Genomic DNA, 13,169 nt, shown 5'->3' on the forward strand with positions numbered 1-13,169 from the left:
CGGTGAGTGACGAGAAGGCCGATGGCACCAACGAGGGCGCGCTGTGGGGCGCCCGCTTCGCATCCGGGCCGTCGCCCGAGCTGGCCGAGCTGAGTCGGTCCACCCACTTCGACTGGGATCTCGCTCTCTACGACATCCGCGGCTCGCACGCCCACGCCGAGGCGCTCGCGGCGGCCGGATACCTCGACGCCGATCAGGCCGCCCGCATGCACGCGGGGCTGGATGCCGTCGCGTCGACGGTCGCGGACGGCACCCTGCGTCCGGGTCCGGGCGACGAAGACGTGCATGGGGCGCTCGAGCAGGCGCTCATCGCCGCTGTCGGTCCCGAGCTCGGCGGCCGCCTGCGCGCCGGGCGCAGCCGCAACGACCAGATCGCGACCCTCGTGCGGTTGTACCTGCTCGACCACGCCGCCGTGATCGCGCGGGATCTGCTGCGGCTGATCGACGCCCTCGTGGCGCAGTCCGAAGCGCATCCGGATGCCGTCATGCCGGGCCGAACGCATCTGCAGCATGCGCAGCCCATCCTGCTGGCCCACCATCTGCAGGCCCATGCGTGGCCGTTGGTGCGCGATCTCGAGCGGTTGCGCGACTGGCGCGAGCGTGCGCGCGTGTCGCCGTACGGCGGGGGAGCGCTCGCGGGGTCCAGCCTGGGGCTCGACCCCGAGCTCGTCGCCCGTGAGCTCGGACTGAGTCGTCCGTCGGAGAACTCGCTCGACGGCACCGCGGCGCGAGACGTCGTCGCCGAGTTCGCGTTCGTGTGCGCGCAGATCGGGATCGACCTGTCGCGGCTGTCCGAGGAGATCATCCTGTGGAACACGCGCGAGTTCGGCTTCGTGACCCTCGACGACGGTTACTCGACGGGGTCGAGCATCATGCCGCAGAAGAAGAATCCCGACATCGCCGAGCTCGCGCGCGGCAAGTCGGGCCGCCTGGTCGGCAACCTGACCGGCCTGCTGACGATGCTCAAGGGTCTGCCGCTCGCGTACAACCGCGACCTGCAGGAGGACAAAGAGCCGATCTTCGACTCGGTCCGCACGCTCGAGGTGCTGCTGCCCGCCTTCACGGGCATGGTGGCGACGCTGCGGTTCGACACCGCGCGCATGGCCGAGCTCGCCCCACAGGGCTTCTCTCTCGCGACCGACGTCGCCGATTGGCTCGTGCGGCAGGGGGTGCCCTTCCGCGAGGCGCATGAGGTGTCGGGCGCCCTGGTGCGCGCGTGCGAGCAACGCGGCATCGGGCTCGAGGATGCCTCGGACGAGCTTCTCGCGCAGGTGTCGTCGCACCTGACTCCGGAGGTGCGGGCGGTGCTCACCGTCGCGGGATCCGTCGCCTCGCGCGCGGGTGCGGGTGGCACGGCGCCGGAGCGGGTTGCGGAGCAGCGTTCGGAGCTCATCGCCCGAGCACAGGACGCCGCGCACGCGTTCGTCGCCTGATAACGCGAAGAAATAAGCGTTTCACTTATATATCGCGGGTATAAGTGCTATCATCGCACCATGGTCGTCGCCGTGATCGCCGATATCGTCGGCTCCCGCACGCTGCCCGATCGATCGGCCGCGCAGCGTGCGATCGACGACGCCGTCGCGCGGGTGGAGCGCGACCTGCCCGTGTCACAGGCTCCGCTGACGCCGGTCGTCGGCGATGAGCTGCAGGGCAGGTACGGCGACCTGCCGGAGGCGCTGTCATCGCTGCTGCTGCTCAGACTGGCGCTGCCCGACGGCGTGGAGTGCCGGTTCGGCATCGGGATCGGCGCTGTCGGAGCCATCCCCAGCAGCGCCGGTCCGCTCAGCGATGGTCCGGCGTGGTGGGCCGCCCGCGCGGCGGTCGAAGCACTCGAAGCGAAACAGCGCCGCACGGTGCCTGGGGCGCGCACGTGGGTGGTCGCTGCCGACGACGAGTCCGAGCAGACGCGGGATGCCGCGACCTGGGCGAACGCCTACCTCCTGGCCCGCGACCGGCTGGTCTCCGAGATGAGCGAGCGCACGCGTCGCATCGCGTACCGGCGCTGTCTGGGGGAGACGCAGCAGAGCATCGCCCGCACCGAGGGCATCACCCAGCCCGCCGTCTCGCAGGCGCTGTCGAGCGCCGGCGGCTCCGAGGTCGTCGAAGGGTTCGCCCTGCTGACCGCTCGCGCCTGACAGCGCGCGCCCGAACCGCCGAGGTCACCCGCGGACGATCACCAGATCGCCAGGCGCACCAGTCCGCCGACGACGCACGCCCACAGCAGGCTCGCCAGCGTGCCGATGATGAAGCGCTCGCGCGCCGCCGGCGAGGCGAGCTCCGAGAAGCGGCCGATGCCCTTCACCGCCACGATCACGGCGATCGCCTCGGGGAAGCCGGCGACGATCGCGATGAGCGCGCCCAGACGCTCCAGATAGCCGATCGTGGTGCCGCCGCGCATCACCTCGTGCACGGCGTCCTCGCCGGAGCCGTCGGCGTCGTCGACCAGGATGCCGCCGTGGACGCCGTCGCGCACCGTGCCGTGGGTGGCGATGTCGAGCACGCGGCGGGTGATGGGGTCGCCGCCGAGGGCGGCCAGCGCGGTTCCGAGGGCGGCGAGCGCGAGCCCCACGACCAGGGGCACGTTCCACGGCAGGACGACCACGGCCAGCAGGCACAGCACGACGAGGATCGCGGCCGCCAGCAGCGGCAGGTTCGCCGGCCGGCGCAGGCTGATGGTCACCAGCACGAGCGCCGCGCACAGCGCGAGGAACAGGAACACCGACACCACTCCGACGATCACGGCCTCGGGCATGGTGACGATCATGGGCCCCAGTGTCGCACGGGCCTGCGACAGGACCGGCATCCACCCGCTGATAGCCTGGCACGCGTGCTGAACGCCCCCGTGAGCGCGACCGCCCCCGCCAACGACCCGACGTTCGACAACGTCTGGGACGAGCTGGTCTGGCGCGGACTCGTGCATGTGTCCACCGATCAGGATGCGCTGCGCGCGCTGCTGGCCGGAGACCCGATCACGTACTACTGCGGCTTCGATCCCACCGCGCCGAGCCTTCACCTGGGCAACCTCGTGCAGCTGCTGGTGCTGCGACGGCTGCAGCTGGCGGGCCATCGCCCGCTCGGTCTCGTCGGCGGATCGACCGGCCTCGTCGGCGACCCGGGCGGCCGCGACGCCGAGCGCGTGCTGAACCCGAAGGACGTCGTCGAGGAGTGGGTCGGCCGCCTGCGTGCGCAGGTCGAGCGGTTCCTCAGCTTCGAGGGCGACAACGCGGCGCTGATCGTCAACAACCTCGACTGGACGGCGCCGCTGTCGGCGATCGACTTCCTGCGCGACATCGGCAAGCACTACCGCGTCGGCACCATGATCAAGAAGGACGCCGTCAGTGCCCGGCTGAACTCCGAGGCGGGCATCAGCTACACCGAGTTCAGCTACCAGATCCTGCAGGGGCTGGACTACCTCGAGTTGTTCCGTCAGTACGGCTGTGTGCTGCAGACCGGCGGCAGCGACCAGTGGGGGAATCTCACCAGCGGCGTGGATCTCATCCACCGGGTCGAGGCGACGTCGGTGCACGCGATCGGCACGCCGCTGATCACCAACAGCGACGGCACCAAGTTCGGCAAGAGCATGGGCAATGCGATCTGGCTCGACGCCGACATGTGCAGCCCGTACCGGTTCTACCAGTTTTGGCTCAACACCGACGACGCCGACGTGCTCGAGCGGCTGCGGGTGTTCACCTTCCTGACGCGCGCCGAGATCGAGGAGTACGGGCGGCTCGTCGAGACCGAGCCCTTCCGGCGCGCGGCACAGCGTCGGCTTGCGCTCGAGGTCACGACCTACGTCCACGGCGCGGATGCGGCCGCGGCCGTGATCGCGGCATCCGAGGCGCTCTTCGGGCAGGGCGACCTGACCGGTCTCGACGCCGCCACGCTGCGCACCGCCCTCGAGGAGCTGCCGAACGCGACACTGCCACCCGAGACGGGAATCCTCACCGCCCTCGTCGAGACCGGCCTCGTCTCGAGCATGTCCGAGGGTCGGCGGGCCATCGCACAGGGCGGCGTTTCGCTCGACGGCGTGAAGGTCGACGATGAGTCTGCCGTCGTGGCGGGCAGCCTGCCCGGCGGGGTGTCGGTGCTGCGGCGGGGCAAGAAGACCCTCGCCGGCGTGTTCGTCGGCGCCTGACGCGCGTGCCGTTCACTCCGAGCCATGCGGTGGTGGCGCTGCCGTTCGTGCGCACGCCGCTGGTTCCGGCGGCGATCGCCGTCGGGGCGATGACGCCCGACCTGCCGCTGTTCGTCCGCGGCATCCCGCTGCACTACGGCCTGACCCACAGCCTGATCTGGCTACCGGCGACCATCGCGCTCGCGCTCGTCCTCCTGCTCGTGTGGCGCTGCGTGCTGCGACCGGCTGCGCGCGAGCTGTCACCGCGCCGGCTCGCCGAGCGCCTCCCCGCGCTGTGGGATCGCGGTGCCGGCGACGCGGCGCGCGAGACCTTCGCGCGCCGTTCGACGGATGCCGCACCGCCCCGGCCCTCCGTCGCCGCGACGCTGCTGCTGCTCGCCTCGCTCGTGATCGGCCTGCTCACCCACATCGTGTGGGACCTGTTCACCCACGAGGGACGCTGGGGCACCCTCATCGTGCCTGCCCTCGCCGAGCCGTGGGGGCCGTTTCCGGGATACCGCTGGCTGCAGCACGGCTCGAGCGCCGTGGGCCTCGCGATCCTCGCCGTCTGGGCGACGGTATGGCTGGCCACGCGTCACCCGGTCGACGTACCGCGGCTTTTTCCGGGATGGGTGCGCTGGACGGTGTGGCTGTCGCTGCCCGCGCTGCTGGTCGGCGCCGCTGTGTGGGGTCTTGTCGCGTTCGGCCCGTTCACCGCCGACTTCACGCCTGCCCATCTGGCATACCGGATGCTGCCGCCCGCGTGCGCGGCGTGGGGCGCGCTCGTCGTCGTCGTGTGCGCCGTCGTTCAGATCGTGCGCTCGCGCGGCAGCCACTCGGGGGAGTCGGAGCCCCACGTCCGCGGAGCCGCGTAGCGGCCGGGTGCGCCGTCGTATGCCACCGCGGGCGCGGTGGTCGTCACTTCGGATGCTGCGACGGCGAAGGTCTGCAGGTGTGCGCCAGGATCGGCATGGGATGCCGCGGGCTCGGGCCGCGCGGTGCGCGGCATCCCCAGCAGCTGCGCCGCGATGCGTCTCAGCGAGGTCTCCACGAGCCACGATCCGCCCTCGTGCGCCCGACGTGCGAGCGCCGAGGTGATCCCCGCCGCCAGGAGGTACCCCGCGCTGTGGTCGAGGGCCTGGGCGGGCAGCGCACCCGGCGTCGAGGTGTCGGCGGACTCGATCCATGCGATTCCGGATGCCGCCTGCACGAGGCTGTCGAAGCCGCGTCGGTCGGCGCCGGAATCCGATCCCCACGCCGACAGGCGGCCGACGACGATGCCGCCGGGGCCGGCGTCGGCGGCGAGGCGCTCCGGCGCGAGCCCGAGGTCGTCGAGGGCTCGGGGACGATAGCCGAGCACGACGACGTCTGCCGCGGCGAGCAGCTCTGCGAAGGTGTCGCTGCGGGCGTCGACGACGGCGGTGCGCTTGCCGTGGCCGCTGTCCAGGTGCTGCCAGCCGATCTCGGGCAGGGTGGGCGGGTCCACGCGCAGCACGTCGGCGCCCCAGAGCGCGAGGGTGCGGGTGGCGACCGGTCCCGCGATCACGCGGGTGAGGTCGAGCACGCGGATGCCGCGCAACGGAGCACGCGGATCGAAGGTGAACGGGTGCGCGGGGCCGCCCCGCAGCATGCGGGTGTCGATCAGGGGAGTACGGCGAAGGGCCGAGTCGGCGGCGGGATCCTCGGGGGCGACGACGACGCACAGTCCGCCGGCCTTCGTGATCGCGGATGCCGCGCCGACGGCCGACGTCGCGGCGAGTGCGGCTTCGACGCGATCCCGGCCCGCATCGGCGGAGACGCCGAGTGCCCGCCGCAGCGCCTCGGCGTGGTGCGGGTAGTTGCCGTGGGTGCGCACCCACCCGTCGGCGGTGCGGAAGAATCCCGACAGCGGTGCGAAGGCGTCGGGCCGCTCACCGTCGAGGCGGAAGTGGCGCTCGCTCGCGTAGGAGATCGCGATGGCCTCGGGGTCGCAGCGCACACGCGCAGCGCCGGCGAGCCTCGCGGCCGTCAGTGACGCCGCTGTGACACTCGCCCACGAGAGACCCGCGACATCGGTGCGGGCCGGCAGCGGCACGGGATGCGGAGCCCGCTCCACGAGCGACAGTTCGCCGTGGTCGCGGCCGAGCGTGCGCCACACGTGCTCGAGCAGGGCGCGGCCGCTCTCGGTCACGGCGTCAGGGGCCGCGGATCGTCGCCGGCCAGACCCAGCGCCGTCCACGCCTGCATGCGTACGCGTTCGACCGGGTCGCGCACGAGGAGCTCGACCCGGCCCGCGGGATCGTCCAGCCCATGGCGGCGGATGACCTTCAACGACATCTCCCGCACGCGCCATGCCTCGTCGTCGAGCGCATCGAAGACGATGTCGGGACGAGCCGGTGGACCGATGTGCACAAGACCGCGTGCTCCCCATACCCGAGACCAGTACGGTCGCCAGCCGACGGTGCCGCCGAGCCACGCGATGTCGGGCCACTCCGGGTCGCCGGCCGACGCCCGTCCGGCCACGAGCTCCTCACACCACATCACCACGTGGTCGACGCCGAACAGTTCGGTCGCGTCGGTCGCGAGGTCGCGCGGCAGGGCGTCGCGCGCGACGGGCTGCAACGGGTGGGACATACCCGGACGATACGCCGCGATTCGCCGCCGCACCAGGGGTTGCGGCGCGTGATCGGAGCGCCGACGCCGGCGCGACACGCCCGGGATTCGCGTCCGATTTGGCAAAGGGTTCAGCTCCGCGTAACGTATTCGTTGTTCGCCCCAAAGGGAAGAGCGGAGAGGCCGAGAGCCCCGCCCCCCTCAAGCGGAAACACCCCCACCGAAACGGACTCCTTGAGAGTCCAAGACCTTCGGGTCTACGATGGGGTGCCCCCTCCACGCGGAGCGGTCACAGGCTGTCGTCTGGATCGCGAAGATCCGGACCGGTCGATTTGACCTGCTGGAGCGGCGGGGGTAAGATAGAGAAGTTGCCCTGCGGGCGAGGTCGAGAGGCCGAGCAGCAGGAGCATCCGATCCTTGAGAACTCAACAGCGTGCACTTGTCAAATGCCAAATAACCTCGTCGGTCAGCTCTGCTGATCGTAGAGATTCCTTTGGATCAAAGACCGGCGCTTCGGCGCCGGCAACGGATAGTCAGCAATGACATCCCTTTGGTCAGATCAAACTCGCTGCTCCTTCCCAATTCCGGGAGGTCGCAGCAACATTTCTTCACGGAGAGTTTGATCCTGGCTCAGGATGAACGCTGGCGGCGTGCTTAACACATGCAAGTCGAACGGTGAAAGCGGAGCTTGCTCCGCCGGATCAGTGGCGAACGGGTGAGTAACACGTGAGCAACCTGCCCCGGACTCTGGGATAAGCGCTGGAAACGGCGTCTAATACCGGATACGAGCTGCGAAGGCATCTTCAGCAGCTGGAAAGAATTTCGGTCCGGGATGGGCTCGCGGCCTATCAGCTAGTTGGTGAGGTAACGGCTCACCAAGGCGTCGACGGGTAGCCGGCCTGAGAGGGTGACCGGCCACACTGGGACTGAGACACGGCCCAGACTCCTACGGGAGGCAGCAGTGGGGAATATTGCACAATGGGCGCAAGCCTGATGCAGCAACGCCGCGTGAGGGACGACGGCCTTCGGGTTGTAAACCTCTTTTAGCAGGGAAGAAGCCTTCGGGTGACGGTACCTGCAGAAAAAGCGCCGGCTAACTACGTGCCAGCAGCCGCGGTAATACGTAGGGCGCAAGCGTTATCCGGAATTATTGGGCGTAAAGAGCTCGTAGGCGGTCTGTCGCGTCTGCTGTGAAATCCCGAGGCTCAACCTCGGGCCTGCAGTGGGTACGGGCAGACTAGAGTGCGGTAGGGGAGATTGGAATTCCTGGTGTAGCGGTGGAATGCGCAGATATCAGGAGGAACACCGATGGCGAAGGCAGATCTCTGGGCCGTAACTGACGCTGAGGAGCGAAAGGGTGGGGAGCAAACAGGCTTAGATACCCTGGTAGTCCACCCCGTAAACGTTGGGAACTAGTTGTGGGGTCCATTCCACGGATTCCGTGACGCAGCTAACGCATTAAGTTCCCCGCCTGGGGAGTACGGCCGCAAGGCTAAAACTCAAAGGAATTGACGGGGACCCGCACAAGCGGCGGAGCATGCGGATTAATTCGATGCAACGCGAAGAACCTTACCAAGGCTTGACATATACGAGAACGCTGCAGAAATGTAGAACTCTTTGGACACTCGTAAACAGGTGGTGCATGGTTGTCGTCAGCTCGTGTCGTGAGATGTTGGGTTAAGTCCCGCAACGAGCGCAACCCTCGTTCTATGTTGCCAGCACGTAATGGTGGGAACTCATGGGATACTGCCGGGGTCAACTCGGAGGAAGGTGGGGATGACGTCAAATCATCATGCCCCTTATGTCTTGGGCTTCACGCATGCTACAATGGCCGGTACAAAGGGCTGCAATACCGTAAGGTGGAGCGAATCCCAAAAAGCCGGTCCCAGTTCGGATTGAGGTCTGCAACTCGACCTCATGAAGTCGGAGTCGCTAGTAATCGCAGATCAGCAACGCTGCGGTGAATACGTTCCCGGGTCTTGTACACACCGCCCGTCAAGTCATGAAAGTCGGTAACACCTGAAGCCGGTGGCCCAACCCTTGTGGAGGGAGCCGTCGAAGGTGGGATCGGTAATTAGGACTAAGTCGTAACAAGGTAGCCGTACCGGAAGGTGCGGCTGGATCACCTCCTTTCTAAGGAGCATCTGGATGCCTCGGCATCCCAGAGCCCGCTCGGGGCGTTCGTCCTCGAGGGGTCAGCTCATGGGTGGAACATTAGACAAGGTGCCGATCGGGATATCTGATTCCAAGTACGCTGCTCGCAGCTGGAACGGAATCCGATGGTCGACCGGCACATGCACGCTGTTGGGTCCTGAGGGACCGGATGCCTCTTCGGAGGCAACTGAACCTCAGGACCTTTTCTGATGCCGGCAGCGCCGGCAGCGGGGAAGGTACCGCCCGTACTTTGAGAACTACACAGTGGACGCGAGCATCTTAGAGACGCTCCGGAACTCGATACACCGGCTTCGCCGGCGCTCGATCAACGGAGTGTTTCACAAAAGATGATCTTTATAGATCATTGGTCAATTTCAAATTGACGATTCAAACTCATGTGATTTCAAGTCTTTAAGAGCAAACGGTGGATGCCTTGGCATCTGGAGCCGAAGAAGGACGTAGCAATCTGCGATAAGCCTCGGGGAGTGGATAAGCACACTTTGATCCGAGGATCTCCGAATGGGGAAACCCCGCTGGGCGGCGTGCCGACCCAGTGACTCCCGCCTGAATATATAGGGCGGGTAGAGGGAACGTGGGGAAGTGAAACATCTCAGTACCCACAGGAAGAGAAAACAACAGTGATTCCGTCAGTAGTGGCGAGCGAACGCGGATCAGGCTAAACCGAGTACGTGTGATATCCGGCAGGAGTTGCGTATTCGGGGTTGTGGGACTCTTCAGACTGTTCTGCCGAACAGTCGGCGTTACAAGAAGGTATAGACGAACTGGATTGAAAGCCAGGTCATAGAGGGTGCCAACCCCGTAGTCGAAATGCCTCCCTTGACGCGAAGAGTATCCCAAGTAGCACGGGGCCCGAGAAATCCCGTGTGAATCTGTCAGGACCACCTGATAAGCCTAAATACTCCCAGATGACCGATAGCGGACAAGTACCGTGAGGGAAAGGTGAAAAGTACCCCGGGAGGGGAGTGAAATAGTACCTGAAACCGTTTGCTTACAAACCGTTGGAGCAGCCCTAGCAGCTGTGACAGCGTGCCTTTTGAAGAATGAGCCTGCGAGTTAGCGATATGTGGCGAGGTTAACCCGTGAGGGGTAGCCGTAGCGAAAGCGAGTCTGAATAGGGCGATTCAGTCGCATGTCCTAGACCCGAAGCGAAGTGATCTATCCATGGCCAGGCTGAAGCGACGGTAAGACGTCGTGGAGGGCCGAACCCACTTAGGTTGAAAACTGAGGGGATGAGCTGTGGATAGGGGTGAAAGGCCAATCAAACTTCGTGATAGCTGGTTCTCTCCGAAATGCATTTAGGTGCAGCGTTGCGTGTTTCTTGCCGGAGGTAGAGCTACTGGATGGCCGATGGGCCCCACCAGGTTACTGACGTCAGCCAAACTCCGAATGCCGGTAAGTGAGAACGCAGCAGTGAGACTGTGGGGGATAAGCTTCATAGTCGAGAGGGAAACAACCCAGACCACCAACTAAGGTCCCTAAGCGCGTGCTAAGTGGGAAAGGATGTGGAGTTGCTCAGACAACCAGGAGGTTGGCTTAGAAGCAGCCACCCTTGAAAGAGTGCGTAATAGCTCACTGGTCAAGTGATTCCGCGCCGACAATGTAACGGGGCTCAAGCACGCCACCGAAGTTGTGGCATTGACATTATTGGTAGGCCTTCGTGGTCCAGCCGTGTTGATGGGTAGGAGAGCGTCGTGTGGCCAGCGAAGCGGCGGTGTGAACCAGCCGTGGAGGCTACACGAGTGAGAATGCAGGCATGAGTAGCGAAAGACGTGTGAGAAACACGTCCTCCGAAAGACCAAGGGTTCCAGGGTCAAGCTAATCTTCCCTGGGTAAGTCGGGACCTAAGGCGAGGCCGACAGGCGTAGTCGATGGACAACGGGTTGATATTCCCGTACCGGCGAAGAACCGCCCAAGCTAATCCAGTGGTGCTAAGAGTCCTAACCAGGAATGCACGGATCCCTTCGGGGTGAAGGCGTCCTGGCGAACGCTCGACCCCATGCTGGTGCGGCTAGCGTATTAACAGGTGTGACGCAGGAAGGTAGCCCAAGCCAGGCGATGGTTGTCCTGGTGCAAGTGCGTAGGCCGAGTGATAGGCAAATCCGTCACTCATATGGCTGAGACACGATGCGGATAAAAAGTGGGTGATCCTATGCTGCCGAGAAAAGCATCGACGCGAGGTTCTAGCCGCCCGTACCCCAAACCGACTCAGGTGGTCAGGTAGAGAATACCAAGGAGATCGAGAGAATCGTGGTTAAGGAACTCGGCAAAATGCCCCCGTAACTTCGGGAGAAGGGGGGCCTTCGACGTATTAGGACTTGCTCCGAAAGCGTTTGGAGGCCGCAGAGACCAGTGGGTAGCGACTGTTTACTAAAAACACAGGTCCGTGCCAAGTCGCAAGACGATGTATACGGACTGACGCCTGCCCGGTGCTGGAAGGTTAAGAGGACGGGTTAGCGCAAGCGAAGCTCAGAATTTAAGCCCCAGTAAACGGCGGTGGTAACTATAACCATCCTAAGGTAGCGAAATTCCTTGTCGGGTAAGTTCCGACCTGCACGAATGGCGTAACGACTTCCCAACTGTCTCAACCGCGAACTCGGCGAAATTGCACTACGAGTAAAGATGCTCGTTACGCGCAGCAGGACGGAAAGACCCCGTGACCTTTACTACAGCTTGGTATTGGTGTTCGGTGTGGCTTGTGTAGGATAGGTGGGAGACTTTGAAGCATTCACGCCAGTGAATGTGGAGTCGTTGTTGAAATACCACTCTGGTCACTCTGGATGTCTAACTTCGAACCGTAATCCGGTTCAGGAACAGTGCCTGGTGGGTAGTTTAACTGGGGCGGTTGCCTCCCAAAAAGTAACGGAGGCGCCCAAAGGTTCCCTCAACCTGGTTGGCAATCAGGTGGCGAGTGTAAGTGCACAAGGGAGCTTGACTGTGAGACTGACAGGTCGAGCAGGGACGAAAGTCGGGACTAGTGATCCGGCAGTGGCTTGTGGAAGCGCTGTCGCTCAACGGATAAAAGGTACCTCGGGGATAACAGGCTGATCTTGCCCAAGAGTCCATATCGACGGCATGGTTTGGCACCTCGATGTCGGCTCGTCGCATCCTGGGGCTGGAGTAGGTCCCAAGGGTTGGGCTGTTCGCCCATTAAAGCGGTACGCGAGCTGGGTTTAGAACGTCGTGAGACAGTTCGGTCCCTATCCGCTGCGCGCGTAGGAAATTTGAGAGGATCTGACCCTAGTACGAGAGGACCGGGTTGGACGAACCTCTGGTGTGCCAGTTGTTCCGCCAGGAGCACCGCTGGTTAGCTACGTTCGGGATGGATAACCGCTGAAAGCATCTAAGCGGGAAGCCGGCCTCAAGATGAGATTTCCATGCCTTCGGGCGAGAGGCTCCCAGCTAGACTACTGGGTTGATAGGCCGGATGTGGAAGCGTGGCAACACGTGCAGCTGACCGGTACTAATAAGCCGATGACTTGATAACACTCACCTTGTTTGAACGAGGTGTTCGCGTCCACTGAGTGGTTCTCGATGTACGGTCGGGAACCGCGATCAATGATTTCGATCGCAGACTGATGAAACATCAATAGTGTTTCGGCGGCCATAGCGAGAGGGAAACGCCCGGTCCCATTCCGAACCCGGAAGCTAAGCCTCTCAGCGCCGATGGTACTGCAGGGGGGACCCTGTGGGAGAGTAGGACACCGCCGGACTTCTTTCGAGAAATGGCCACCCGATGACGGGTGGCCATTTCGCGTTAACGGGATGCGGGCCGCCGGCCCATCTCAGGAGAGGATCGGACCATGGCAGAGCCGGAGGGCACGCACCGCGACGACGACGGGCGTCGGCGTGACGACCGCCGCGGTGGGAATCCGCGCAGCAGCGGCGCGCCCCGCGGCGATCGTCGTGAGGGTGGGAAGCCCTATGGTGATCGTCCCCGTGGCGAGAAGAAGCCGTATGGCGATCGTCGTGAGGGTGGGAAGCCCTATGGTGATCGTCCCCGTGGCGAGAAGAAGCCGTATGGCGATCGTCGTGAGGGTGGGAAGCCCTATGGTGATCGTCCCCGTGGCGAGAAGAAGCCCTACGGTGACCGCCGCGACGGAGGCAAGCCGCGGGAGTTCGATCGCCGCGACCGGGGCACGCCGCAGGGTCCTCGCGACGGCAAGCGGCCCTACATGACGCGGGATCGCGACGACCGCGACCAGCCGCCGAGGCCCCGCGATCCGGAGCTGCCCGAAGAGATCACGCCTCGTGATCTGCATCCGAGCGCTCGGAACGAGCTCAAAACCCT

General features: G+C 64.8%; 8 protein-coding genes and 3 rRNA genes. 7 read left to right on the forward strand and 4 right to left on the reverse strand.

Features of this window, described 5'->3' with window-relative positions; translation table 11 throughout:
• The first annotated feature begins 2 nt into the window (after positions 1–2).
• On the forward strand, positions 3–1,433 hold the full coding sequence (gene argH / locus ABD663_RS00490) for an argininosuccinate lyase (protein ID WP_344735861.1): 1,431 nt from the start codon (positions 3–5) through the stop codon (positions 1,431–1,433).
• Between the two features lie 60 nt (positions 1,434–1,493).
• Positions 1,494–2,135 (forward strand): SatD family protein, encoded by a 642-nt coding sequence (locus ABD663_RS00495; protein WP_344735862.1) that lies wholly within the window; start codon positions 1,494–1,496, stop codon positions 2,133–2,135.
• 38 nt (positions 2,136–2,173) lie between these two features.
• On the opposite strand, the gene ABD663_RS00500 is transcribed toward ABD663_RS00495, so the two are convergent.
• Positions 2,174–2,764, reverse strand: a complete 591-nt coding sequence (locus ABD663_RS00500; RefSeq protein ID WP_344735863.1) for a hypothetical protein — start codon at positions 2,762–2,764, stop codon at positions 2,174–2,176.
• Between the two features lie 63 nt (positions 2,765–2,827).
• Here ABD663_RS00500 and tyrS point away from each other — a divergent pair, with 63 nt between their 5' ends.
• Positions 2,828–4,135 (forward strand): tyrosine--tRNA ligase, encoded by a 1,308-nt coding sequence (tyrS, locus tag ABD663_RS00505; RefSeq protein WP_344735865.1) that lies wholly within the window; start codon positions 2,828–2,830, stop codon positions 4,133–4,135.
• 5 nt (positions 4,136–4,140) lie between these two features.
• Positions 4,141–4,989 (forward strand): DUF4184 family protein, encoded by an 849-nt coding sequence (locus tag ABD663_RS00510; RefSeq protein ID WP_344735866.1) that lies wholly within the window; start codon positions 4,141–4,143, stop codon positions 4,987–4,989.
• Here the strand turns inward: ABD663_RS00510 and ABD663_RS00515 are convergent.
• On the reverse strand, positions 4,923–6,284 hold the full coding sequence (locus tag ABD663_RS00515) for a CoA transferase (protein WP_344735867.1): 1,362 nt from the start codon (positions 6,282–6,284) through the stop codon (positions 4,923–4,925). The genes ABD663_RS00510 and ABD663_RS00515 overlap by 67 nt on opposite strands.
• A complete protein-coding gene (locus ABD663_RS00520) occupies positions 6,281–6,727 on the reverse strand; it encodes a HEAT repeat domain-containing protein (protein WP_344735868.1) in 447 nt (148 codons plus the stop codon). Before ABD663_RS00520 ends, ABD663_RS00515 begins: the two co-directional genes overlap by 4 nt.
• 586 nt (positions 6,728–7,313) lie before the next feature.
• Here ABD663_RS00520 and ABD663_RS00525 point away from each other — a divergent pair.
• The 3 genes from ABD663_RS00525 to rrf all read left to right on the forward strand — a co-directional run bounded on the left by ABD663_RS00525 (position 7,314) and on the right by rrf (position 12,591).
• Positions 7,314–8,839 (forward strand): 16S ribosomal RNA (locus tag ABD663_RS00525).
• 422 nt (positions 8,840–9,261) lie between these two features.
• Positions 9,262–12,365 (forward strand): 23S ribosomal RNA (locus ABD663_RS00530).
• A 109-nt stretch (positions 12,366–12,474) separates the two neighbouring features.
• Positions 12,475–12,591: ribosomal RNA gene (gene rrf / locus ABD663_RS00535) — 5S ribosomal RNA — on the forward strand.
• The 16S, 23S and 5S rRNA genes sit together here, the layout of an rRNA operon.
• 72 nt (positions 12,592–12,663) lie before the next feature.
• Here rrf and ABD663_RS00540 read toward each other — a convergent pair.
• On the reverse strand, positions 12,664–13,140 hold the full coding sequence (locus tag ABD663_RS00540) for a hypothetical protein (RefSeq protein WP_344735869.1): 477 nt from the start codon (positions 13,138–13,140) through the stop codon (positions 12,664–12,666).
• Positions 13,141–13,169 lie beyond the last annotated feature (29 nt).

Origin of the sequence: Microbacterium awajiense (assembly GCF_039536545.1) — a bacterium.
Taxonomy (GTDB): Bacteria; Actinomycetota; Actinomycetes; order Actinomycetales; family Microbacteriaceae; genus Microbacterium; species Microbacterium awajiense.